This is a genomic window from Pseudomonas sp. H3_C08, assembly GCF_054669455.1.
Genome location: NZ_CP162803.1, coordinates 5712018 through 5737214, shown reverse-complemented (window position 1 = coordinate 5737214; position 25197 = coordinate 5712018). Strand labels below are relative to the sequence as shown.

The following is a 25197-nucleotide window of genomic DNA, read 5'->3' as shown; positions in this document are numbered from 1 at the left end:
TTCCAGTGGAGAAAACGTATGCATAACCCTTGCGCCGTGATCCCGGTTTATAACCACGAAACTGCGATCGGCACCGTGGTCGAGGCTCTGCTCGCGCAAGGACTGCCGTGCATTCTGGTGGACGACGCCAGCAGCCCGTCCTGCGCGAAAGTGCTCGACGCACTGGCCGAGCGCGACAACGTGCATCTGGTACGCCTGACCGCGAATCAGGGCAAGGGCGGCGCGGTGATGACCGGTTTGCGCGAAGCCTCGTTATTGGGTTTCAGCCATGCGCTGCAGGTCGATGCCGACGGCCAGCACGACTTGCACGATGTGGAGCGTTTTGTCGCCGAGTCCCGTGCCCATCCCGAGGCGATGATCTGCGGTTATCCGCTGTTCGACGAGAGCGTGCCGAAAGGTCGTTTGTACGCGCGCTACCTGACCCACGTGATGGTCTGGATCAACACGCTGTCGCTGCAGATCCGCGATTCAATGTGTGGTTTCCGCGTCTATCCGCTGGCCCCGACGCTGGCGGTGATCGATTCGGCGAAAGTCGGCAAGCGCATGGATTTCGACTCGGACATTCTCGTGCGCCTGTCGTGGCGCAATCAGCCGATGCGCTGGCTGCAAACCAGCGTGCATTATCCGCTGGACGGTGTGTCGCACTTCCGTCTGTTCCATGACAACGCACTGATTTCCAGCATGCACACGCGGCTGTTTCTCGGCATGTTGCTGCGCTTCCCGGTGATCCTCTGGCGGCGGTGGCGCGCATGAGCGGTGAAGCCGACAAGCAGCACTGGGCCGACCGCGAAGAACGCGGCAGCTTTCTGTTGATGAAATTCACCGCGTTCGCCGCCAAGGTCCTTGGCCGACGCCTGCTCAGTCCGTTGCTGTACGGCATCGTCCTGTACTTTTTCCTCTTCGGCCGCACCGCACGGCGCAGCGCCTGGCAATATCAGCAGCGTTTGGCGGCGTGGAGTCAGCGCGAAGATTTACACCCCACTCATTGGCGGGTGTTCGGTCAGTTCATGGCATTCGCCGATTCGATGCTCGACAAGCTCGACGTGTGGAACGGCAAGCTGCGCATCGAACAGATCGAAATCATCGACCCGGCCCTGCTGCGCAATCAGCTGCGCGGCAGTCGCGGACAACTGCTGGTCGGCGCGCACCTGGGCAATCTGGAAGTCTGTCGCGCACTGGCGGAAATCGGCGAAAAGGTCACCATGAACGTGCTGGTGCACACCAAGCACGCCGAACAATTCAACCGTTTGCTGGGTGAGGCTGGGGCGACCAATCTGCGCCTGATTCAAGTCAGCGAACTGGACCCGGTGATCATGCTGCAACTGCACGAACGCCTGGAGCGCGGTGAGTGGCTGGCGATTGCCGGCGACCGCGTCCCCCTGCATGGCGGGCGCAGCGTAACCGTGGACTTTCTCGGCCATCCGGCGCCGTTCCCGCAAGGCCCGTGGCTGCTCGCCGGCCTGCTCAAATGCCCGGTCAATCTGCTGATGTGCCTCAAGCAACCGGACGGTCACTATCGCCTGACTCTCGAGCCCTTCGCCGACGCCGTGGTGTGGAAGCGCAGCGAGCGCGAGCAGGTCATTCATCAGTGGGCCACCCGCTATGCGCAGCGCCTGAGTCACTATTGCCTCGAAGCGCCGCAACAATGGTTCAACTTTTACCCTTTCTGGAAGACCGATGACGACGCCAACCCATGAGCCGGTAACCTTCGGCGAACGCCCTTTGCGCATCGAAGACGTGCTGGCCCTGGCCAACCGTCAGGCGCCCGTGCAGTTGCAGAGCGACGCCGACTATCGCGAGCGCATCGCCAAGGGCGCGCGGTTCCTCGATTCGCTGCTGGACAAGGAAGGCGTGATCTACGGCGTGACCACCGGTTACGGCGACTCCTGCGTGGTCGCGGTGCCGCTGCATCACGTAGAGGCGCTGCCGCGTCACCTCTACACCTTCCACGGTTGCGGGCTGGGTAAACTGCTCGACGCGCAAGCCACCCGCGCGGTGTTGGCGGCGCGTTTGCAGTCGTTGTGTCACGGCGTCTCCGGGGTGCGCGTGGAATTGCTGGAGCGTCTGCACGCGTTCCTCGAATACGACATCCTGCCGCTGATCCCTGAAGAGGGTTCGGTCGGCGCCAGCGGTGATCTGACGCCGCTGTCCTACGTCGCTGCAACGCTGTCCGGTGAACGTGAAGTAATGTTCCGTAGCGAACGTCGCCAGTCTGCCGATGTGCATCGTGAACTCGGCTGGACACCGCTGGTACTGCGCCCGAAAGAAGCGCTGGCGCTGATGAACGGCACCGCCGTGATGACCGGTCTCGCCTGCCTCGCTTTCGCCCGTGCCGACTATCTGTTGCAACTGGCCACGCGCATCACCGCGCTCAACGTGGTCGCGCTGCAAGGCAATCCGGAGCACTTCGACGAACGTCTGTTCGCCGCCAAACCACATCCAGGGCAAATGCAGGTCGCCGCGTGGCTGCGCAAGGATCTGGCGATCGACGCGCCGACCGCGCCGCTGCATCGCCTGCAGGATCGCTACTCGCTGCGCTGCGCCCCGCACGTGCTCGGCGTATTGGCCGATAGCCTGAACTGGCTGCGTTCATTCATCGAAACCGAACTGAACAGCGCCAACGACAACCCGATCATCGACGCCGAAGCCGAGCGCGTGCTGCACGGTGGACACTTCTACGGCGGGCATATCGCGTTCGCCATGGACAGCCTGAAAAACCTCGTGGCCAACGTCGCCGATCTGCTCGATCGGCAACTCGCCTTGCTGGTGGATGAGCGTTACAACCACGGCCTGCCGAGCAACCTCTCCGGTGCTCCGGCGGATCGCGCCATGATCAACCACGGTTTCAAAGCCGTGCAGATCGGCACCAGCGCCTGGACCGCCGAAGCGCTGAAAAACACCATGCCGGCCAGCGTGTTCTCGCGCTCCACCGAGTGCCATAACCAGGACAAAGTCAGCATGGGCACCATCGCTGCTCGCGATGCGATCCGCGTGCTGGAGCTGACCGAACAGGTCGCTGCCGCGACATTGCTCGCCGCCAACCAGGGCGTGTGGCTGCGTGCTCAAGCCGAAGATGCCCGGCCGTTGCCGCCATCGCTGGCGGCGATGCACGCAGAACTGGCCAAGGACTTCCCGCCGGTGATCGAAGACCGCGCCTTGGAAGGCGAATTGCGCCTGTGCCTGCAACGTATCGCCGCTCAACACTGGAGGCTGCATGCGTAGCGCCGGAGTGCTTCACGCCGACACGGAAATCCTCGTACCGTTTTTCGACGTCGACACCATGCACGTCGTCTGGCACGGCCATTACGTCAAATACCTCGAAGTGGCGCGTTGCGCGCTGCTCGACAAGATCGGCCACAACTACACGCACATGGTCGAGGCCGGTTATGCCTGGCCGATCATCGACCTGCAACTGCGCTACGTGCGTGGCGCGGTGTTCGGTCAGCGCCTGAATGTGCGCGCCAGTCTGGTCGAATGGGAAAACCGTCTGAAGATCAATTACCTGATCACCGACCTGCACAGCGGCGAACGCCTGACTCGCGCCAGCTCGGTGCAAGTGGCAGTGGAAGTCAGCAGCCGCGAGATGCAACTGGCTTCGCCGAAGGTCTTCACCGATGCCGTGGAAAGGATGCTGCGATGAATGCTTTTGTTAAAGGCTTGAGTGTACTGGCGCTACTGGTGATGTCCTCTCTGGCCAACGCCTTCGACCTGCAACAACTGAGCGAGCAACTGGCGAAACCGGACGTGATCCACGGTCAGTTCATTCAGGAAAAACACCTGCGTGCATTACCGCAGCCGCTGATCAGCAAGGGCAGTTTTGTTCTGGCGAAAAACCACGGCCTGCTCTGGCTGCTGAAGACCCCGCTGCAACAGGACTACCGCATCACCGCCAAGGGCATCGCCCGGCGTGACGGCAACGGCTGGCAACTGCTGCCGAACAAGAGCGCCGGGGCCGAGCAGAACCGCTTGTTCCTCGCCGTGCTGCAAGGCGACAGCAGTGGCCTGCAACGCGATTTCGAACTGGCCCTGAGCGGCGATGCACAGCAGTGGAAACTCACCCTGACCCCGCGCTCGCTGCTGCTCAAGCAAGTGTTCAACCAGATCAATATCGACGGCGGCACGCTGGTGCAAACCATCGAACTGCTGGAAACCCAGGGCGACAGCACCGTATTGCGCATGCAGGACAGCACCGCCGGGCAACCGTTGAACGACGCGGAGCAAAATGACTTTGCCGAGTGAACGCAGGCTGCCCTGGCTGTTTCTGATTCTGCTGCTGGCGGTCGTCGCTCTGGCCGGTTGGCAGTGGCGTGACGGTGCGCCATTGTCGGCGAACCTGATGGAACTGGTGCCCGGCACCCACCCCGATGCCCTCGAACAGCGCGCCGAGCAGCGCATGCAGGAACCGCTCAACCGCGAAATGCTGGTGCTGGTCGGCCACGCCGATCGCCAGCACGCGGTGGCCATGGCGCAGACGCTGGGCGAGCAATGGCAGGCCAGCGGTCTGTTCGAGAAAGTGCAGTGGAACCTGCAGGCGGATCTGCCAGCGCTGCGCACGCAACTGCTGCAAGGGCGACTGGCGATGCTCTCGGCGGATGACCGGCAACTGCTGATCGAACACCCCGACGCATTCATTCAACAACGCGTGCAGGCCCTGTTCGATCCGTTCAGCGGTTTCAGTCTGGTGCCGAGTCAGGATGACTGGCTGGGCCTGACCGGGCGCATTCAGAACAGCCAGCCGCAGCACGGTTCGGTGCAACTGGACATCGGCAGCGGCGCGTTGATTGCCGATGCGGACGGCAAGAGCTGGGTGCTGCTGCGTGCACGCACCACCGGCAATGCTTTCGACATGGACCTGCCGCTGCAAGTCGCGGCATTGCTGCAAGCCAGCCGCGAGCAGGCGGCGAAATCCGACGTGCAATTGCTGGCCGCCAGCGGCTTGCTCTACGCGGCCAATGGTCAGCAGCAAGCCACGCGCGAAATGACCTGGGTCGGTGGTGGTGCGACGGTCGGCATTCTCTTGCTGCTGTTGCTCGCTTTCCGCCGCTGGCGCGTGTTGCTGGCGTTCGTGCCGGTGCTGGTCGGCATGTTGTTCGGCGCGGTGGCGTGTGTGGCGCTGTTCGGCCATATGCACGTGATGACGCTGGTGCTCGGCTCCAGCCTGATCGGCGTGGCCGTGGATTACCCACTGCACTATTTGTCGAAGAGCTGGAGCCTGAAGCCTTGGCGCAGTTGGCCGGCGTTGCGTTTGACGCTGTCCGGGCTGACCCTGAGCCTGATCACCAGCGCCATCGGTTATCTGGCACTGGCGTGGACGCCGTTCCCGGCGCTGACGCAAATCGCGGTGTTCTCCGCCGCTGGCTTGCTCGGTGCCTATTTGTCGGCGGTGTGCCTGTTGCCGGCGTTGCTGAAAAACGTCGAACTGCGCCCCGCGCAATGGCCGCTGCAGCTGGCCGAGCGCATGGTTGCGCTGCGTGAAAAACTGCTCGAGCACGTGCGCACGCCGGTGTTGCTGGCGCTGCTGATCGCCTTCTGCGTAGGCGGTCTAGTACAACTGCAAAGCAAGAATGACATTCGCCAATGGGTCGGCGCACCGCAACAGCTGACCGACGAAGCGCAGACCATCGCGCGCATCACCGGCTATCAGCCGACCAGCCAGTTTTTCCTCGTGCGCGCCGACAATCAGCAGCAATTGCTCGAGCGTCAGGCCGCGCTGAGCGAGCGTCTGCAGCAACTGGTCAACCTCGACAAGCTGCAAGGCTATCTGGCCCTCGATCAACTGCTCAGCCCGCCGAACCAGCAAGAACAGGTACGTCAGGCGCTGAACAAACTGCCGCAATACTGGCAGCCACTGCTCGACCTCGGCGTGCCGCTCGCCGCGCTGCAAACCGAACTACAGCAATTGCAGACCGTGCCCGCCGAAGACATCGACGCGGCTCTGGCGGGCCCGCTCGGCGAACCTTATCGCACGCTCTGGCTCGGCCCCAGCGAAGACGGCGTAGCGGCAATGACCAGCCTGCAAGGCCTGAACAACCCGGCACTGTTGCGCGTGCAGGCGCTGGATTTGCCGGGGGTGACGCTGGTCGATCGCCTCGGTGAGTTGAACGAGGTATTCGCCGCGACGCAGATCAGCGCCGCTGAACTGAAACTCGCTTCCTGCGCGTTGATCGTGCTGGTGCTGATGCTGCCGTTCGGTCTCGGCGGTGCGTTGCGCATCGTTGCCCTGCCGTTGCTCGCCGCGTTGTGCAGCCTCGCCAGTCTCGGCTGGCTCGGTCAGCCGCTGACCCTGTTCAGCCTGTTCGGCCTGCTGCTGGTCACAGCGATCAGCGTCGACTACGCGATTCTCATGCGCGAACAGGTCGGCGGTGCGGCGGTGAGCCTGCTCGGTACCTTGCTCGCGGCTGTGACGACATGGCTGTCGTTCGGTTTGCTGGCGGTTTCCAGCACCCCGGCGGTGAGCAACTTCGGGCTGTCGGTGAGCCTCGGTCTGGCGTTCAGTTTCATGCTCGCACCGTGGGCCGGGCGCCACGAACACACGGCAGCCGTCGCGGAGCCAGCGGCATGATGGTCGCCGCTTTCTGGCTGCTGGCTCTGGCGTTGTTCGCTGTGGCCACGCGCATCGGGCGCCACTTCGGCCTGATCCCGATCGTCAGCCAATTGCTGCTGGCGAGCTTCGGCTTGCCGCTGCTGATGTACTTCTGGATCGAGCCGGGCTGGCAGCTCAGCGGCGCGCAACTGATTGCGCCTGACTGGCTGAAAAACCTCTACAGCCTGAGTTTTGCCCTACTGCTCGGGCATATCCTCAGTGATGTGATCGATCTGAAACTCGATCGCCAGAGCGTGAAAATCGCCGTGCCGAGTTTCCTCGTGCCGTTTGCCTGTGGCCTGGCCGCTGCCTATTGGCTGCTGCCGACGCAACCGTGGCTCAACTCGCTGGCCATCGGTCTGGTGTTCGCGATCACCGCGATCCCGGTGCTGTACCTGTATCTGCGCCACATCGATTATCCGCCCACCGCCACTCGCCGGTTGGTGCAGACCGCGATCCTCATCGATCTGACCTGCTGGACGCTGTTCGGCCTCGCCCAGGGCAGTCTGCATCTGAGCAGTCTGCTGCTGCCGCTGGCTCTCGCCCTGGTGCCGTTGCTGTTGCATCTGTTGCGTGCGCGTCGACCGCTGACCTACAGCCTCGGCTTCTTTGCGCTGTTGGTGATGGCCGAGCACTACAAACTCAACGCGCTGATCTTCGGCATCGGCTACCTGCTATGCATGGCCGCGCTGAAAGTGCCGCTGGTACTGCCATTGCCGGCGCGCTGGATGAGCCGTTTGCAGACGTGGCTGGCGATCCCGCTGATTCTGACGTTCGGCATCGTCCAGATCGACGTGCACAGTGCGCTCTCCAGCCTTGGTCCGCTGCAATGGGCGGCGCTGCTGCTGTTGCCGATTGCCAGTAAACTGCTCGGCAACTGGCTCGGCCTCGGCTGGGCCGGCGCCTCGTTCGAAGGCGCCAGCCGCTGGCGCGAAAGTGTGCTGCTGAATATTCGCGGCCTGAGCGAAATCGTCTTTCTCAATCTGCTCTTGCAACAACAGCTCATCACCCCGGCGCTGTATTTCGCGCTGATGCTGATGGGCCTGATCGCGACGCTGCTACCGGCCCTGATCGGCCTGCATCGCGCGCCATTGAATCTGCAACATCCTTTGCCCCGGAGCTCACGTGCCAATCGTTGAAATGGAATCCCGTCAGGTCGTGATCATCGGCGCCGGTCCGTCCGGCGCCATCGCCGCCGCGCTGCTCAAGCGCAAGGGCCACGATGTACTGGTGATCGAGCGCCAGCACTTTCCGCGCTTTTCGATCGGTGAAAGCCTGCTCAGCCATTGTCTGGATTTCGTCGAAGAAGCCGGCATGCTCGACGCCGTCAATGCCGCCGGATTCCAGCGAAAGACCGGCGCCGCGTTCGCCTGGGGCGAGCGTTACAGCGCCTTCGATTTCGGTGACACCTTTACCGGCGGCAAACCGACCACGTTTCAGGTGCAGCGCGCCGATTTTGACAAACTGCTGGCTGATCAGGCGGCGCTGCAAGGCGCGGAAATCCGCTACGGTGACGCCATCGTCAGCGTCGATTTCGAGCGGACGAAACCGCAGCTGAATGTACGTCGCGAGGACGGCGGCGACTATCGCGTCGAAGCGGATTTCGTCCTTGATGCCAGCGGCTACGGTCGTGTGCTGTCGCGACTGCTGGATCTGGAAGCGCCGTCGAACTTCCCGGTGCGCCAAGCGGTGTTCACCCACGTCGAAGATCACATCGACAACCCGGCGTTCGACCGCGAGAAAATCCTCGTCACCACCCATCCAGAGCATCGCGATGTCTGGTTCTGGACGATCCCGTTCAGTAACGGACGCTGCTCGGTGGGCGTGGTCGCCGCCGAGGAACATTTCAAGGGTCGCGACAGCGATCTGGATGCCTGTCTGCGCAGCTTCATCGCCGAAACCCCGAGCCTCGCCGGCGTTCTGAACAATGCTGTGTGGGACACCCCTGCACGCACGCTCGGCGGTTACGCCGCCAACGTGAAAACCCTGCACGGGCCGGGCTTTGCCTTGCTCGGCAACGCGGCAGAATTTCTCGACCCGGTGTTCTCCTCCGGCGTGACCATCGCCATGCGCTCGGCGAGCATGGCCGCAGCGGTGCTGCACCGTCAGTTGCAAGGTGAAACGGTCGACTGGCAAGGCGAATTTGCCGAGCCACTCAAGCGCGGCGTCGACACCTTTCGCTGCTACGTCGAGGGCTGGTACGCCGGCACCTTTCAGGACGTGATTTTTTATGAAGACAGTCAGGCGGAAATCCGTCGGATGATCTGTTCGATCCTCGCCGGCTACGCCTGGGATGAGCGCAACCCGTTCGTCAGCGAAGCGCGTCGCCGCTTGAAGATGATTTCCGAACTCTGTGCAAAGGACGCCACATGAACTACTTGAGCGACAGCTACGTCGAGGAAACCCGCTTCGGTTTCTGGTTCCTGCGCAGCCACACCTGGCAGCACCACGTCTTGCGCGTGGCGATCAATGATTTGCGTGGTTTGTTTAGTGACGCTCTGCCGGAAAGCCCGGTGCTGCTGGATGCTGGTTGCGGACAGGGCAAGTCGTTCGCTCATCTGCGCCAGACCTTTGCGCCACAGCGCCTGATCGGCGTTGATGCCGACCCGCACAGCCTTGAATTGAGCGGCGCAGAAGCGGCGCGTCTGGATCTGGAGGTGGAACTGATCGGCAGTGACTGCGCGACGCTCAATGTGGCGGACGCCAGTGTTGATCTGCTGTTCTGTCATCAGACTTTCCATCATCTGGTCGAGCAGGAAAAAGCCCTCGCCGAGTTTTATCGAGTGCTGAAACCGGGTGGCTATCTGCTGTTCGCCGAGTCCACCGAGGCTTACATTGATACGTGGGTGATCCGCTGGCTGTTCCGTCATCCGATGCACGTGCAAAAGAGTGCGGCGCAGTATCTGCAGATGATTCGCGGGCAGGGTTTCGAATTTGGCGAGGGCAATGTTTCCTACCCGTATTTGTGGTGGAGCCGGTCGAAAGATTTTGGCTTGCTGGAACGGTTCGGGTTGCGCAAACCGAAACCGTTTGGTGAGCGAGAAGAGACGTTGGTCAACGTTGTCGCGCGTAAACCGCTGGCAGAGGTTTCCTGATGTACACAAATCCTTGTAGGAGTGAGCCTGCTCGCGATAGCGGTGGGTCAGCCAACCTGTATGTTGAATGTGCGACCGCTATCGCGAGCAGGCTCACTCCTACAGTGACCGCTGTGTTGCGACTGGTGATGGTCGGCGCAATATTTCTGTTAAGTGCCTGCGCCAGCCAGGCGCCGTTGCCTGCGGGCAATCCAACACTCCCGCTGCCTCTGCAACTGCACATCGAACGCCAACAAGCCGAACAACGCCAGGACTGGCTGCTGGTGATCCAGCGCGAAGGCCCGGGTATCCGCTGGTCGATGATGGACCCGCTGGGCATTCCCCAAGCGCGGCAGCAACTGATCGACGGCCACTGGCAGGCCGATGGGCTGCTGCCACCGAACCCAGAAGCCCGAGAGCTGTTTGCCGCGCTGTTGTTCGCCCTGACCCCGTCGGGCGAGCTGCTGCGCAATTACCCCGCCGCACTGCAACAGGGCCAGCAACGCGCCCTGCCGGCGCGCTGGGATATCCGTTATTCACAACCGTTGAGCTTCGAATTGAACCTGCCTCAAGGCCCGCACTACCGCGTTTCTCCGTTGGGTGAACCGACGCCATGACCGCTTACCTGAATGCCCTCGGCGTGATCTGCGCGCTGGGCCGCGACAAACAAGCCGTCGCGCGCAAGCTGTTCGCCGGCGACTGCTCGGGCATGCGCCGCGAGTCCGGCTGGGTGGTGGAGCGTGAGTTGCCCGTCGCGGCCGTCCAGGGTGAACTGGCGCCGATCCCGGCAGAACTCGCCGATCAGCGCAGCCGCAACAATCAGCTGCTGCTGGAAGCGGCGTTGCAGATTCGCGATGACATTGATCAAGCGATCCAGACCTACGGCCGCGACCGCATTGGTGTCGTGCTCGGCACCAGCACCTCGGGCATCGACGAGGCCAGCCGTGGTCTGGCGCACTACATCCGCGAACAGCAGTTCCCGGCGGAATACGATTATCGTCAACAGGAACTCGGCGCCCCGGCCAATTTCCTCGCCGACTGGCTGCAACTGAGCGGCCCGGCCTATGTGATTTCCACCGCTTGCACTTCCAGCGCCCGTGCCTTGATGAGCGCTCAGCGTTTGCTCGATCTGGGCCTGTGCGACGCGGTGCTGTGTGGCGGCGTCGACAGCCTGTGCAAACTGACCCTCAACGGTTTCTCGTCACTTGAAGCGATGTCCGACGAGCGCTGCAATCCGTTCTCGGCCAACCGCAGCGGCATCAATATCGGCGAAGCGGCGGTGCTGTTTGTCATGAGCAAACAACAGGGCAAAGGCCCGGCCATTGCCTTGCTCGGCGCCGGCGCCAGCTCCGACGCCCATCATATTTCTGCCCCTGAACCGACCGGGCGCGGCGCCCTGCAAGCGATGCAGAAAGCCTTGAGCCGCGCTCATCTGCAAGCAGCGCAGATCAACTACCTGAACCTGCACGGCACCGCTACCCAACACAACGACGCCATGGAAAGCCTGGCGGTTGCCGCGCTGTTCCCCGCAGGCGTGGCTTGTTCATCGACCAAGCCGATGACCGGCCACACCCTTGGCGCGGCCGGTGCGCTGGAAGCAGCGTTTTGCTGGTTGAGCCTGAGCACCGACAACCCCGACCACGCCTTGCCGCCACACGTCTGGGACGCTCAGCCCGATCCTGCGCTGCCACCGCTGAAGTGGGTGACCGCGAGCGAGCGCCTGACGTCCATTGCACCCCGCTACCTGATGAGCAACTCGTTTGCCTTCGGCGGCAACAACGTCAGCCTGATTATCGGAGACGCCCCATGATCCCCTGGCCGCTCGCCGAACTGCTGCCCCATGCGGGCGACATGATTCTGATCGACAGCATCACAAGTTTTGACGATGAGCAGATCTACACCCGTCTCACGGTCCAGCCTGATGGCCTGTTCAACCTGCCCGACGGCAGCCTGCCGGCCTGGGTCGGCATCGAACTGATGGCGCAGAGCGTCGCCGCATTTGCCGGTTGCCACGCGCGGCAGAAAGGCAATCCGGTGGAGCTGGGCTTTCTGCTCGGTACGCGCAAGTTCGAGTGCAACGTCGAAGCGTTTCCCGCCGGCAGCGAACTGACCATCCATGGTCTGCGTTCGCTGGAAGATGACAACGGCATGGGCGTCTTCGAATGCCATATCAACGGCGCCGGCATTCACGCCAGCGCACGCCTGAACGTGTTCCGTCCGCCTCAGGTCAATCAATATCTGCAACAGACACAGGAGTCGAACGATGACTGAATCCGTACTGGTCACCGGCTCCAGCCGTGGCATCGGCCGCGCCATTGCCTTGCGCCTCGCAAAGGCCGGGTACGACATCGTCCTGCACTGCCGCAGCGGCGTAGCCGAAGCGCAAGGCGTTCACGCAGAAATCGAAGCACTGGGGCGCAAGGCGCGCATCCTGCAATTCGACGTTGCCGATCGCGAAACCTGCAAAACCATTCTGGAAGCCGACGTCGAAAGCCACGGCGCCTATTACGGCGTGGTGTTGAATGCCGGGCTGACCCGCGATGGCGCATTTCCAGCTCTGAGTGACGACGATTGGGACGTGGTGTTGCGCACTAACCTTGACGGTTTCTACAACGTCCTGCACCCGGTGATGATGCCGATGATCCGCCGCCGTGCCGCTGGTCGCATTGTCTGCATCACCTCGGTGTCGGGGCTGATCGGCAACCGTGGCCAGGTCAACTACAGCGCCTCCAAGGCCGGCGTGATCGGCGCGGCAAAGGCGTTGGCGATCGAGCTGGGCAAGCGCAAAATCACCGTTAACTGCGTCGCACCGGGCCTGATCGACACGGCGATGCTGGATGAAAACGTGCCGGTGGAAGAGTTGATGAAGATGATCCCCGCGCAACGCATGGGCACCCCGGAAGAGGTGGCCAGTGCGGTGAATTTCCTGATGTCGGCGGAAGCCTCGTACATCACCCGCCAGGTGCTGGCGGTCAACGGAGGCTTGTGCTGATGAAGCGCGTCGTCGTCACCGGCATGGCCGGCATCACCTCGCTGGGCAGCGACTGGCAGACCATCGCCGGCAACTTTGCGGCCAATCGCAGCGGCATCCGCCGGATGGACGAGTGGGATCGTTTCAGCGAACTCAACACGCGCCTGGCCGGGCCGATCGATGACTTTGCAGTGCCTGCGCACTGGACGCGCAAGCAACTGCGCAGCATGGGCCGGGTGTCGCGGCTGGCGGTCGGGGCAGCAGAAAAAGCCCTGGCTGACGCCGGTTTGCTCGGTGACGAATCGATCAAGGACGGCAGAATGGGCGTGGCTTGCGGTTCGTCCACCGGCAGCACCGACGAGATCAAAGCGTTCGGCAACATGCTGCTCAACTCTGTCGCCGAAGGCCTCAACGCCAACTCCTACGTGCGGATGATGCCGCACACCACCGCCGCCAACATCAGCATCTTCTTTGGTCTCACCGGGCGGCTGATCCCGACGTCCAGCGCCTGCACCAGCGGCAGCCAGGGCATCGGTTACGCCTACGAGGCGATCAAGTTCGGCCGCCTGCCGTTGATGCTCGCCGGTGGCGCCGAAGAGTTGTGCCCGACCGAAGCCATGGTCTTCGACGCACTCTACGCCACCAGCCTGAAAAACGATGCGCCGCAGACCAGTCCACGCCCGTACGACAAGGGCCGCGATGGCTTGGTGATCGGTGAAGGCGGCGGCATGCTGGTGCTTGAAGAGCTGGAACATGCTCTGGCGCGCGGTGCGCATATCCACGCCGAGATCGTCGGTTTCGGCAGTAACGCCGACGGCCAGCACACCACACGCCCGGAACAAGTGACCATGCGCCGTGCCATGGAACTGGCGCTGGAAGACGCCGGCCTGACGCCGGAGGCCATCGGTTATGTAAATGGCCACGGCACCGCTACAGAACAGGGCGACATTGCCGAAACACTGGCAACCAGCAGTTTGTTCGGTGAACGCATGCCGATCAGTTCGCAGAAGAGCTTCCTCGGCCACACCCTTGGCGCCTGCGGCGCGCTGGAGTCGTGGTTCAGCATCGAGATGATGAACCGCGACCTGTACGTGCACACGTTCAACCTCGACGAGGTCGATCCGCACTGCGGCAAACTCGATTACCTGCGCGGTGAGTTCCGCCAGATGCATCACGACTACGTGATGAACAACAATTTCGCTTTTGGTGGCGTCAACACCTCGTTGATTTTCCGCCGCTGGCACTGACCGCACCACGTTTGGAGTGAAGGGAATGACTCAGTTTCACCGCATCGCCGCTCTGTTGGCACTGGCTTTTGTGCTCGGCGGTTGCACCAGCAAACCGGTTTACAACGCCAAAGAAGAGTTCTCGCCCAACCTCGGCTTCACCCAGCAACAGATGAGCCGCGCCATCGTCACTGCGCTGAACGATCGCCAGTGGGTCGTGCAATCGGTGCGTCCGGGCATGATCAAAGCGGCGATCACCGTACGCGGTCGCCATCACGCCGAAGTCGATATTCCGTTCACCCCGACTTCGTTCGAAATCGACTACCGCAGCAGCTACGGCCTCGATGCCAAGGACGGCAAGATCCACGGCAACTACAACCGCTGGGTCAATCGCCTGCGCGACAACGTGCTCAAAGAGCTGTCGATCAACCCGGACATCGAAGCCGTCAACAGCTTGGGCATCATCAAACAGGGCGCCGACGAGCCGACTTACCTGAGCTTTCGCGAAGGCGTCAAACGCGCCACCGACGCCGGCCTGCTCGACGGCAGCGTGAAGTTCTACCTGGCCGGCGAAACGCTGCCCAAGCAAGTGCGCAAACTCGACACCGTGAGCAGCAGCCGCAAGACCAACGGCTCGAACAAATCCGACGAAGACGCCTGCTTCTGGGCCCTGCAATCGGCCTTGGCCACCCTGCAGAACGCTGCGAAAAAAGCTGACGCCAATGCGGTGATCAACATCGCCAGCGTCGACCAGCGCGACCTGTACAAGGACACCGAAAAATTCCAGTGCCGTGCCGGGCTGGTGGTGTCGAGCGTGGCGTTGCGCGGAGATTTGGCGCACGTGGATTGATGGGATTGTAGAAACGACTAAGGGCGCCATTCGGCGCCCTGCTCGTTTCAGCATCTACACTCGTCCTGACAGGCCGTCGCACCGCGCCTGGTCGAACGGCGAGCCATCAGTCATGCACTCGCGGTTCTCTTTCACCGTCAAGGAGATGACCATGCAAGTGAAAGCCCTGATCGCCGCTGCGCTTTTCGCGCTACTGCCCAGCGCCAGCCACGCCACCAATCTCATGTATATGCCCTTCGAAACCGTGCTGTCGGACGCGATTCGCGCCGGGCGGCTGGATGGCAGTGTGAAGTTCTATCTGCTCGGAAATGGGCCGCAGGGGACTCAGCAGTTGCTGCGCAGCGGAGTGGTCAGTGATTTGAAGACCAACGGATTCAACAAGAGTGATCACGATTCCTGCGAGTGGGTGTTGCAGTCGAATCTGATCAAGTTGCAAGCCGATGCCAAGCGGGTCGGGGCGAATGCGGTGGTCAATATCGTCAGTTATTACGACCAGCATGTGCGCAAGGATTTGAATACGTACGAGTGTCGGGCGGGGATTTTTGTCACGCGGGTGGCGTTGAAGGGGGATTTGGTGCGGTTGCCCTGAACATTGTGTTGATTGAGCGGACGTCTTCGCGAGCAGGCTCGCCCCCACCTTGGAATGCGTTCCCCTGTGGGAGTGAGCCTGCTCGCGATTTGATTGCGCAGCAATCACGCCTTTGAAGGTTCGACTTTGCGCGTGAGCAGGTCGACAAATGCCTTGGCCATCGGCGATTTCTGATCCTTGCGCTGCACCAGCCACACCGCCGACACCGCCTCCGGATCGAGCAACGGGCGATAGACCACGCCGTCGATGCGCATCCGCTGATAAGACGCCGGCAGTACCGAAACTCCAAGCCCCGCTGCGACCAGACCGATGATGGTCATGGCTTCCCCCGCCTCTTGGGCGAAGTGCGGGCTGAACCCGGCATCGCGCGCCAGGCTTAGCAATTGTGCATACAGCCCGCTGCCGTAGCTGCGCGGAAAGAACACGAACGGCTCCAGCGCCAGCGCCGAGAGGAACAAGCCCTCCTCCGATCCCTGGGCCAGTGGATGCTTGGAACCGAGCACCGCAACCAACGGCTCGCGCATCAACTCGACCACGCTGAGCGAATCCGGCAAACCCAGCGGGCGCATGATGCCCACCTCTATCGACTCATCCACCAAACCCTCGGCGACTTGCGTGCTGCTCATCTCCCGCAGATTGAGGTGCACCGCCGGAAAACGCTGGCGAAAGGAAAAAATTGCCTGGGGAATGGTCGAGTTGAACGGTGCCGACGAGGTGAAGCCAATCTTCAACTCACCCAGCTCACCGAGTTGCGCACGTCGGGCAACATCCGCCGCTTTATCAACCTGCGCCAGCACCAACCGCGCCTCCTCCAGAAACAATCGTCCCGCCTCACTCAGCTCGACCCGACGATTGGTCCGTTCGAACAGTCGCGCGCCAACCTCTTGCTCCAGCGCCTGAATCTGCTGGCTCAGCGGTGGCTGAGAAATCCCCAGCACTTGTGCGGCACGGCCAAAATGCAGCTCTTCGGCAACGGCGATGAAGTAGCGCAGATGACGCAATTCCATGGAAACCTCATTAGGTCGTTAAAACTATCAAACAGGTCGAACAATATATTGGATAGAAACATTAGCCAGCTATATGATTTTTTCATTGCCTGCCTGGCCGTGCCCTCCGAGGTCTGAAGTGAAAACTGCTGTCGCGCCCCTTGCCCATGAAGTCCCGCCCGCCGCTGCGGACGATGTCGTCGCCGAGCTGCAAGAGATCTACATCGAAAAAGGCACGCCGATGTTCATGCGCACGGTGCTGGCGCTGTTCAGCGGCGGTTTTGCGACGTTTGCCCTGCTGTATTGCGTGCAGCCAATGATGCCGCTGTTGTCCCAAGAATACGGAATCAACGCCGCGCAGAGCAGCCTGATCCTCTCGGTGGCCACCGGCATGCTCGCCATCGGCCTGCTGATCACCGGGCCGATTTCCGATCGGGTCGGGCGCAAACCGGTGATGGTGACTGCGCTGTTCGCAGCAGCGCTGTGCACCATGGCCAGCGCGATGATGCCGAGCTGGGAAGGCGTGCTGATCATGCGTGCGCTGATCGGGCTATCACTGAGCGGGCTGGCGGCGGTGGCAATGACTTATCTGAGCGAAGAGATTCATCCACAGCACATCGGCCTGGCGATGGGGTTGTACATCGGCGGCAACGCGATTGGCGGGATGAGCGGGCGCTTGATCACCGGAGTACTGATCGACTTTGTCAGCTGGCACACGGCGATGCTGGTGATCGGCGGTCTGGCGATGATTGCCGCAGCGGTGTTCTGGAAGATCCTTCCGGAGTCGCGCAACTTCCGTTCGCGCTCACTGCACCCACGCAGTTTGCTCGACGGTTTCACCATGCACTTTCGTGATGCCGGTCTGCCGCTGCTGTTTCTTGAGGCGTTCGTGCTGATGGGCGCGTTCGTCACGCTGTTCAACTACATCGGCTATCGCTTGCTGGCCGCACCGTACAACCTCGATCAGGTGTTCGTGGGCTTGCTGTCGGTGGTGTATCTGTCGGGGATCTACAGCTCGGCGAAGATTGGCTCGCTGGCAGACAAACTGGGGCGACGCAAAGTGTTGTGGGCGACCATTGCGCTGATGTTTGCCGGCCTTGCCTTGACGATGTTTACGCCACTGTTGCTGGTGATCGTTGGCATGCTGATTTTCACCTTTGGCTTCTTTGGCGCGCATTCGGTGGCGAGCAGCTGGATCGGCCGTCGCGCGACCAAGGCCAAGGGACAGGCGTCGTCGTTGTACCTGTTCAGTTATTACGCCGGGTCGAGCATTGCCGGGACGGCGGGCGGAGTGTTCTGGCATCTCGGCGGGTGGAACGGGATTGGTCTGTTTATTGGTGCGCTGTTGCTGATCGCGCTGTTGGTGGCGTTGAAACTGGCGAAGTTGCCGCCGTTGCAGGGTGTTAAGGCCTGAGACAAAACCCATGTGGGAGCGAGCCTGCTCGAGAAGGCGTTTTGTCAGTTGATGCAAAGTTTGCTGATCCACCGCTATCGCGAGCAGGCTCACTCCTACAATTGATCTGCGTACAACGTTGAATCGTGGAAACAAAAACGCCCGGCATTTAGCCGGGCGTTTTTTATGGTGTGGCGATCACTCGTGATACTGCGCCGACAGCTCATGCACCGCGCGCAGGAAGGCGCCCGCATGCTCCGGATCAACCTCAGGCGTGATGCCGTGACCGAGGTTGAACACATGGCCACTGCCCTTGCCATAGCTGGCCAGAATGCGCCCGACTTCAGTGCGGATCGCTTCCGGTTTTGCGTAGAGCACGGTTGGGTCCATGTTGCCTTGCAAGGCGACCTTGTCACCAACACGGGCGCGGGCGTTGCCGATGTCGCAGGTCCAGTCCAGGCCCAGTGCGTCGGCACCAGCCTCGGCGATGCTTTCCAGCCACAGGCCGCCGTTTTTGGTGAAGAGGATCACCGGCACCTTGCGACCGTCGTGTTCGCGGATCAGGCCGCTGACGATTTTCTTCATGTAGGCCAGCGAGAACTCCTGATACGCCGCCGCCGACAGGTTGCCGCCCCAGGTGTCGAAAATCTGCACCGCTTGTGCACCGGCCATGATCTGGCCGTTGAGGTACGCGGTCACCGATTGCGCCAGTTTATCCAGCAGCAGGTGCATGGCTTGTGGGTTGTCGTAGAGCATGGCTTTGGTCTTGCGGAAGTCTTTTGACGAGCCGCCTTCGACCATATAGGTCGCCAGGGTCCACGGGCTGCCGGAGAAACCGATCAGCGGCACGCGACCGTTGAGTTCGCGACGAATGGTGCTGACCGCGTCCATCACATAGCCGAGGTCTTTGTGCGGATCTGGGATCGGCAGGGCCTCGATGTCAGCCAGGCTGCTGACGACTTTTTTGAAGCGCGGGCCTTCACCGGTCTCGAAGTACAGGCCTTGGCCCATGGCATCAGGGATGGTGAGGATGTCGGAAAACAGGATCGCCGCGTCCAGTTGTGGATAGCGGTCAAGCGGTTGCATGGTGACTTCGCAGGCGAATTCCGGATTCATGCACAGGCTCATGAAATCACCGGCCTGGGCGCGGCTGGCGCGGTACTCAGGCAGGTAGCGACCGGCCTGACGCATCATCCACACCGGGGTGACGTCTACGGGTTGCTTGAGCAGGGCGCGGAGGAAACGGTCGTTCTTCAGGGCAGTCATGTCGGCATCCGGAAAAAAAGTGCGGGCATTTTCTCAGAGCGCGACGCAAAAGGCACGGATGCAGGTCAGCCTTTTGTCTATCGGGTCAATTTATTGCGCTGGAAACGCGTTATCAGCAACACCGAGAAACAACTGTGGGAGCGAGCCTGCTCGCGAAAGGGCCGGCACATCCAACATTACAGTTGGCTGACAGACCGCTTTCGCGAGCAAGCTCGCTCCCACAGGGGTGTTGCTTTGGCTCAGGAGCCGGGATCAGACGCCCAGGTAATCGAGGATCCCTTCGGCGGCGTTGCGGCCTTCGAAGATCGCCGTCACCACCAGGTCGGAACCGCGCACCATGTCGCCACCGGCGAAGATTTTCGGGTTGCTGGTCTGGTGCTTGTACTGACCTTGCTCAGGCGCAACAACGCGGCCCTGGCTGTCGGTCTGGATTTCGAACTGTTCGAACCACGGCGCCGGGCTCGGGCGGAAGCCGAAAGCGATAACCACAGCGTCAGCCGGGATGATCTCTTCGGAACCCGGGATCGGCTCAGGGCTGCGACGGCCACGGGCGTCCGGTTCGCCGAGACGGGTCTCGACCACTTTCACGCCTTCGACCTTGTCCTCACCGACGATAGCGATCGGCTGGCGGTTGTAGAGGAATTTCACGCCTTCTTCCTTGGCGTTCTTCACCTCTTTGCGCGAGCCGGGCATGTTCGCTTCGTCACGACGATAGGCACAGGTCACCGACTTGGCACCCTGACGGATCGACGTGCGGTTGCAGTCCATCGCCGTGTCGCCGCCGCCGAGTACCACAACCTTCTTGCCTTTCATGTCGACGAAATCTTCCGGCGACTTTTCAAAGCCCAGGTTGCGATTGACGTTAGCGATCAGGAAGTCCAGCGCGTCATAAACGCCCGGCAGATCCTCACCGGCAAAACCGCCCTTCATGTAGGTGTAGGTGCCCATGCCCATGAACACCGCATCGTATTCGGCGAGCAGTTGTTCCATGGTCACGTCTTTGCCGACTTCGGTATTCAGACGGAACTCGATGCCCATGCCGGTGAAGACTTCGCGACGATTGCTCAGCACGGTCTTTTCCAGCTTGAACTCGGGGATGCCGAAGGTCAGCAGACCGCCGATTTCCGGGTTCTTGTCGAACACCACCGGGGTCACGCCGCCGCGTACCAGCACGTCGGCACAACCCAGACCCGCCGGGCCCGCGCCGATGATGGCGACACGTTTGCCGGTCGGTTTGACCTTGGACATGTCCGGGCGCCAGCCCATGGCGAACGCGGTGTCGGTGATGTACTTCTCGACCGAACCGATGGTCACCGCGCCGAAACCGTCGTTAAGGGTGCAGGCACCCTCGCACAGACGATCCTGCGGACACACCCGGCCGCAGACTTCCGGCAGGGTGTTGGTCTGGTGCGACAGCTCGGCGGCCTGAAGAATGTTGCCTTCGGCCACCAGCTTCAGCCAGTTGGGAATGAAGTTGTGCACCGGGCACTTCCATTCGCAATACGGGTTGCCGCAACCCAGGCAGCGGTGGGCCTGATCGGCCGACTGCTGGGGTTTGAACGGTTCGTAGATTTCGACGAACTCTTTCTTGCGTTGACGCAACAGTTTCTTCTTCGGATCTTTGCGCCCGACATCGATGAACTGGAAGTCGTTATTCAGACGTTCAGCCATTGTTAAAACCTCATCAAACTCTTCAGGCGCATATCACTGCGGGTTGGCACGAGTGCTGGAAAGCAACGACTTCAGGTTGGCAGCCTTGGGCTTGACCAGCCAGAAACGGCGCAGGTAGTCATCGAGGTTTTCGGCGAGTTCACGACCCCACTCGCTGTCGGTTTCCGCGACGTACTCGTTCAGCACGTTTTGCAGGTGGCTGCGATAGGCTTCCATCGCCTCGCCGCTGATCCGCTGGATTTCCACCAGTTCGTGGTTGACCCGGTCAACGAAGGTGTTGTCCTGATCGAGCACGTAGGCGAAACCACCGGTCATGCCAGAGCCAAAGTTGTAACCGGTCTTGCCCAGAACGCAGACGAAACCACCGGTCATGTACTCACAGCAGTGATCGCCAGTGCCTTCCACAACCGTGTGGGCACCGGAGTTACGCACGGCGAAACGCTCGCCTGCGGTGCCGGCGGCGAACAGCTTGCCGCCCGTGGCGCCGTACAGGCAGGTGTTGCCGATGATGGCGCTTTCCTGAGTTTTGTAAACGCTGCCCTTCGGCGGCACGATGGTCAGCTTGCCACCGGTCATGCCTTTGCCGACGTAGTCGTTGGCGTCGCCTTCGAGGTACATGTTCAGACCGCCAGCGTTCCACACGCCGAAGCTCTGACCCGCCGTGCCCTTGAAGCGGAAGGTGATCGGCGCTTTCGCCATCCCTTGGTTGCCATGCTTGCGGGCGATTTCGCCGGAGATCCGCGCGCCGATCGAACGGTCGCAGTTGCAGATGTCCAGATCGAACTCGGCGCCGCTCATGTCGTTGATCGCCGACGAAGCCATCTCGACCATTTTCTCGGCCAGCAAACCTTGGTCGAACGGCGGGTTGCGCTCAACACCGCAGAACTGCGGTTTGTCTGCCGGGATGTGATCGCTGCCCAACAGCGGCGTCAGGTCCAGGTGGTTTTGCTTGGCGGTCTGGCCTTCGAGGACTTCCAGCAGATCGGTACGACCGATCAGCTCTTCGAGGGAGCGCACGCCGAGCTTGGCCAGCCACTCACGGGTTTCTTCGGCGACGTAGGTGAAGAAATTCACCACCATATCGACGGTACCGATGTAGTGATCCTTGCGCAGCTTCTCGTTCTGCGTCGCGACGCCGGTGGCGCAGTTGTTCAGGTGGCAGATACGCAGGTATTTGCAGCCCAGCGCGATCATCGGCGCAGTACCGAAGCCGAAGCTTTCGGCGCCGAGAATCGCTGCCTTGATCACGTCGAGGCCGGTTTTCAGGCCGCCGTCGGTCTGCACCCGGACCTTGCCGCGCAGGTCATTACCGCGCAGGGTCTGGTGGGTTTCAGCGAGGCCGAGTTCCCACGGTGCGCCGGCGTATTTGATCGAAGTCAGCGGCGAAGCACCGGTGCCACCGTCGTAGCCGGAGATGGTGATCAAGTCCGCATAGGCCTTGGCCACACCGGCGGCGATGGTGCCGACGCCTGCTTCGGCTACCAATTTGACCGAAACCAGTGCTTTCGGGTTGACCTGCTTCAGGTCAAAAATCAGCTGCGACAAGTCTTCGATCGAATAGATGTCGTGGTGCGGCGGCGGCGAAATCAAGGTCACGCCCGGCACTGCATAACGCAGTTTGGCGATCAGCCCGTTCACTTTACCGCCCGGCAGTTGCCCGCCCTCGCCCGGCTTGGCGCCTTGCGCGACCTTGATCTGCAGCACTTCAGCGTTGACCAGGTATTCCGGGGTTACCCCGAAACGGCCAGTCGCGACTTGCTTGATTTTCGAGCTCTTGATGGTGCCGTAACGCGCCGGATCTTCACCACCTTCGCCGGAGTTGGAACGCGCACCGAGGCGGTTCATGGCTTCGGCCAGGGCTTCGTGAGCTTCCGGCGACAAGGCGCCCAGCGAGATACCGGCGGAGTCGAAGCGCTTGAGCACCGATTCCAGTGGTTCGATTTCACTGATGTCCAGCGGCTTGTCGAGGGTCTTGACCTTGAACAGGTCGCGAATCATCGACACCGGACGGTTGTCCACCAGCGAGGTGTATTCCTTGAACTTGGCGTAGTCGCCCTGCTGCACGGCAGCTTGCAGGGTGTTGACCACGTCCGGGTTGTAGGCGTGGTATTCGCCACCGTGGACGAACTTCAGCAGACCGCCCTGCTGGATCGGCTTGCGCGGACTCCAGGCTTCGGTGGCGAGCGCTTTCTGCTCGGCTTCGATGTCGACGAAACGCGCACCTTTGATGCGGCTCGGCACGCCACGGAAGCTCAGGTCGCAGACTTCTTCGGACAGGCCGATGGCTTCGAACAGCTGCGCACCACGGTACGAGGCGATGGTCGAGATGCCCATCTTCGACAGAATTTTCAGCAGACCTTTGGTGATGCCTTTGCGGTAGTTCTTGAACACCTCGTAGAGGTCGCCCAGCACTTCACCGGTACGGATCAGGTCGCCCAGCACTTCATAGGCCAGGAACGGATAGACCGCCGAGGCGCCGAAGCCGATCAGCACCGCAAAGTGATGCGGGTCACGGGCGGTTGCGGTTTCAACGAGAATGTTGGAATCGCAGCGCAGGCCTTTTTCGGTCAGGCGGTGGTGCACGGCACCGGTCGCCAGGGATGCGTGGATTGGCAGTTTGCCCGGGGCAATATGGCGGTCGCTCAGAACGATCTGAGTCCGCCCGGCGCGCACGGCTTCCTCAGCCTGATCGGCAACGTTGCGGATCGCCGCTTCGAGGCCAACGCTTTCGTCGTAGTTGAGGTCGATGATCTGCCGCTCGAAACCCGGGCGGTCGAGGTTCATCAGCGAGCGCCACTTGGCCGGCGAGATCACCGGCGAGCTGAGGATCACGCGCGAAGCGTGTTCCGGCGACTCCTGGAAAATGTTGCGCTCGGCACCGAGGCAGATTTCCAGCGACATCACGATCGCTTCACGCAGCGGATCGATCGGCGGGTTGGTGACCTGCGCGAACTGCTGGCGGAAATAGTCGTACGGCGTGCGCACACGCTGCGAGAGCACGGCCATCGGCGTGTCATCGCCCATCGAGCCAACGGCTTCGTAGCCTTGCTCGCCGAGCGGACGCAGGACCTGATCGCGCTCTTCGAACGTGACCTGATACATCTTCATGTATTGCTTGAGCTGATCAACGTCGTAAAACGCCGAACCGTGGTCGTTGTCTTCCATGGTCGCCTGGATGCGCAGGGCATTCTTGCGCAGCCATTGCTTGTACGGATGACGGGATTTCAGACGGTTGTCGATCGCATCGGTGTCGAGGATCTGCCCGGTTTCGGTGTCCACGGCGAAGATCTGACCTGGGCCGACACGGCCTTTGGCAATCACGTCTTCCGGTTTGTAGTCCCACACGCCGATTTCCGAGGCGAGGGTGATGAAACCGTTGGTGGTGGTGACCCAGCGTGCCGGACGCAGACCGTTACGGTCGAGCAGGCACACCGCGTAGCGACCGTCGGTCATGACCACGCCGGCCGGGCCGTCCCACGGTTCCATGTGCATCGAGTTGTACTCGTAGAACGCACGCAGATCCGGGTCCATGGTTTCAACGTTCTGCCACGCTGGCGGAATGATCATCCGCACACCACGGAACAGGTCGATGCCACCGGTGACCATCAGCTCGAGCATGTTGTCCATGCTCGAGGAGTCGGAACCGACACGGTTGACCAGCGGGCCGAGTTCTTCCAGATCCATCAGATCGTTGCTGAACTTGGTCCGACGGGCCTGTGCCCAGTTACGGTTACCGGTGATGGTGTTGATCTCGCCGTTGTGGGCGAGGAAGCGGAATGGCTGGGCCAGCGGCCATTTCGGCAGGGTGTTGGTGGAGAAGCGCTGGTGGAACACGCAGATCGCGGTTTGCAGGCGCTCGTCGCTCAGGTCTGGATAGAACGCGGCCAGATCGGCCGGCATCATCAGGCCTTTATAGATGATGGTCTTGTGCGAAAAGCTGCAGATGTAGTGGTCGGAGTCGACCGCGTTGGCCACCGACGAACGACGACGCGCACTGAACAGCTTCACGGCCATGTCCTGATCACTCAGGCCTTCGCCGCCGATGTACACCTGCTCGATTTGCGGCAGACGCTCAAGGGCCAGGCGGCCGAGGACGCTGGTGTCGATCGGCACTTTGCGCCAGCCGATCAGTTGCAGGCCTTCAGCGAGGATCTCGCGGTTCATGTTCTCGCGAGCGGCTTCGGCTTTGGCCGGATCCTGGTTGAAGAAGACCATGCCCACCGCGTATTGCTTGGGCAGCTCGACGCTGAAGGTTTCCTGGGCAATGGCGCGCAGGAACGCATCAGGTTTTTGAATCAGCAGACCGCAACCGTCACCGGTCTTGCCGTCGGCATTAATCCCACCGCGGTGGGTCATGCAGGTCAGGGCCTCGATGGCCGTTTGCAAAAGGGTATGACTGGGCTCGCCCTGCATATGGGCTATCAGGCCGAAACCGCAGTTATCCTTGAATTCATCTGGTTGGTACAGACCTGCTTTCATAGACACTTTCTCACCAGGCTGCCTCTTTTCGAGGCAAATTTCTTTTCAATTCAACCACTTGCATCCTGCGCCGAACGTACGCCGGCTTCGCGGGGGCAAAAGGGTGGTC

General features: G+C 61.5%; 21 protein-coding genes. 17 read left to right on the top strand and 4 right to left on the bottom strand.

The genetic code is table 11. The features are described 5' to 3' along the window. Positions 1-18 precede the first annotated feature (18 nt). The 16 genes from AB4N74_RS26180 (at position 19) to AB4N74_RS26105 (ending at position 15293) form a co-directional block, all read left to right on the top strand. Positions 19-753 (top strand): glycosyltransferase family 2 protein, encoded by a 735-nt coding sequence (locus tag AB4N74_RS26180; protein WP_093430101.1) that lies wholly within the window; start codon positions 19-21, stop codon positions 751-753. Beyond that, positions 750-1697, top strand: coding sequence for an LpxL/LpxP family acyltransferase (locus AB4N74_RS26175; protein ID WP_093430100.1), 948 nt, complete (start codon positions 750-752; stop codon positions 1695-1697). Before AB4N74_RS26180 ends, AB4N74_RS26175 begins: the two co-directional genes overlap by 4 nt. Then, the gene (locus AB4N74_RS26170) at positions 1678-3222 is read left to right on the top strand and encodes an HAL/PAL/TAL family ammonia-lyase (protein ID WP_095125314.1); all 1545 of its coding nucleotides are present in this window, start codon (positions 1678-1680) and stop codon (positions 3220-3222) included. Before AB4N74_RS26175 ends, AB4N74_RS26170 begins: the two co-directional genes overlap by 20 nt. Then, positions 3215-3640, top strand: coding sequence for an acyl-CoA thioesterase (locus AB4N74_RS26165; RefSeq protein WP_095047227.1), 426 nt, complete (start codon positions 3215-3217; stop codon positions 3638-3640). The genes AB4N74_RS26170 and AB4N74_RS26165 overlap by 8 nt, the downstream gene beginning before the upstream one ends. After that, positions 3637-4239 (top strand): outer membrane lipoprotein carrier protein LolA, encoded by a 603-nt coding sequence (locus AB4N74_RS26160; protein WP_460097675.1) that lies wholly within the window; start codon positions 3637-3639, stop codon positions 4237-4239. Before AB4N74_RS26165 ends, AB4N74_RS26160 begins: the two co-directional genes overlap by 4 nt. Continuing rightward, positions 4223-6562: an MMPL family transporter gene (locus tag AB4N74_RS26155; protein ID WP_460097673.1), complete on the top strand. Its 2340-nt coding sequence runs from the start codon at positions 4223-4225 to the stop codon at positions 6560-6562. Before AB4N74_RS26160 ends, AB4N74_RS26155 begins: the two co-directional genes overlap by 17 nt. Beyond that, positions 6559-7722, top strand: coding sequence for a cation:proton antiporter (locus AB4N74_RS26150; protein WP_093430095.1), 1164 nt, complete (start codon positions 6559-6561; stop codon positions 7720-7722). Before AB4N74_RS26155 ends, AB4N74_RS26150 begins: the two co-directional genes overlap by 4 nt. Next, positions 7709-8956: an NAD(P)/FAD-dependent oxidoreductase gene (locus AB4N74_RS26145; RefSeq protein WP_093430094.1), complete on the top strand. Its 1248-nt coding sequence runs from the start codon at positions 7709-7711 to the stop codon at positions 8954-8956. The genes AB4N74_RS26150 and AB4N74_RS26145 overlap by 14 nt, the downstream gene beginning before the upstream one ends. Continuing rightward, positions 8953-9678, top strand: coding sequence for a class I SAM-dependent methyltransferase (locus tag AB4N74_RS26140; protein WP_099757788.1), 726 nt, complete (start codon positions 8953-8955; stop codon positions 9676-9678). Before AB4N74_RS26145 ends, AB4N74_RS26140 begins: the two co-directional genes overlap by 4 nt. 128 nt (positions 9679-9806) lie before the next feature. Continuing rightward, positions 9807-10274: a hypothetical protein gene (locus AB4N74_RS26135; protein ID WP_437182483.1), complete on the top strand. Its 468-nt coding sequence runs from the start codon at positions 9807-9809 to the stop codon at positions 10272-10274. Continuing rightward, complete coding sequence (locus AB4N74_RS26130) at positions 10271-11467, top strand: beta-ketoacyl-[acyl-carrier-protein] synthase family protein (protein ID WP_460097671.1); 1197 nt, start codon at positions 10271-10273, stop codon at positions 11465-11467. Before AB4N74_RS26135 ends, AB4N74_RS26130 begins: the two co-directional genes overlap by 4 nt. Continuing rightward, on the top strand, positions 11464-11928 hold the full coding sequence (locus AB4N74_RS26125; protein ID WP_257356868.1) for a hotdog family protein: 465 nt from the start codon (positions 11464-11466) through the stop codon (positions 11926-11928). Before AB4N74_RS26130 ends, AB4N74_RS26125 begins: the two co-directional genes overlap by 4 nt. Next, positions 11921-12649, top strand: coding sequence for a 3-oxoacyl-ACP reductase FabG (gene fabG / locus AB4N74_RS26120; protein ID WP_099757785.1), 729 nt, complete (start codon positions 11921-11923; stop codon positions 12647-12649). Before AB4N74_RS26125 ends, fabG begins: the two co-directional genes overlap by 8 nt. After that, positions 12649-13875, top strand: a complete 1227-nt coding sequence (locus AB4N74_RS26115; protein ID WP_093430089.1) for a beta-ketoacyl-ACP synthase — start codon at positions 12649-12651, stop codon at positions 13873-13875. Before fabG ends, AB4N74_RS26115 begins: the two co-directional genes overlap by 1 nt. 25 nt (positions 13876-13900) lie before the next feature. Further along, complete coding sequence (locus AB4N74_RS26110) at positions 13901-14704, top strand: hypothetical protein (RefSeq protein ID WP_093430088.1); 804 nt, start codon at positions 13901-13903, stop codon at positions 14702-14704. Between the two features lie 151 nt (positions 14705-14855). After that, positions 14856-15293, top strand: coding sequence for an excinuclease (locus AB4N74_RS26105; protein WP_320413786.1), 438 nt, complete (start codon positions 14856-14858; stop codon positions 15291-15293). A 104-nt stretch (positions 15294-15397) separates the two neighbouring features. On the opposite strand, the gene AB4N74_RS26100 is transcribed toward AB4N74_RS26105, so the two are convergent. Next, positions 15398-16300 carry a LysR family transcriptional regulator gene (locus tag AB4N74_RS26100; protein WP_016983863.1) on the bottom strand — a complete coding sequence of 301 codons (903 nt, stop codon included), beginning with the start codon at positions 16298-16300 and terminating at the stop codon, positions 15398-15400. 118 nt (positions 16301-16418) lie between these two features. On the opposite strand from AB4N74_RS26100, the gene AB4N74_RS26095 reads away from it, so the two are divergent. After that, the gene (locus AB4N74_RS26095) at positions 16419-17693 is read left to right on the top strand and encodes an MFS transporter (RefSeq protein ID WP_093430085.1); all 1275 of its coding nucleotides are present in this window, start codon (positions 16419-16421) and stop codon (positions 17691-17693) included. Positions 17694-17870: 177 nt separating this feature from the next. On the opposite strand, the gene hemE is transcribed toward AB4N74_RS26095, so the two are convergent. The 3 genes from hemE to gltB all read right to left on the bottom strand — a co-directional run bounded on the left by hemE (position 17871) and on the right by gltB (position 25088). Then, entirely contained in the window at positions 17871-18938 is a 1068-nt protein-coding gene (gene hemE, locus AB4N74_RS26090) for a uroporphyrinogen decarboxylase (protein WP_093430084.1), read from the bottom strand. 252 nt (positions 18939-19190) lie between these two features. Next, a complete protein-coding gene (locus AB4N74_RS26085; protein ID WP_007909438.1) occupies positions 19191-20609 on the bottom strand; it encodes an FAD-dependent oxidoreductase in 1419 nt (472 codons plus the stop codon). Positions 20610-20642: 33 nt separating this feature from the next. Beyond that, complete coding sequence (gene gltB / locus AB4N74_RS26080) at positions 20643-25088, bottom strand: glutamate synthase large subunit (protein ID WP_460097666.1); 4446 nt, start codon at positions 25086-25088, stop codon at positions 20643-20645. Positions 25089-25197 lie beyond the last annotated feature (109 nt).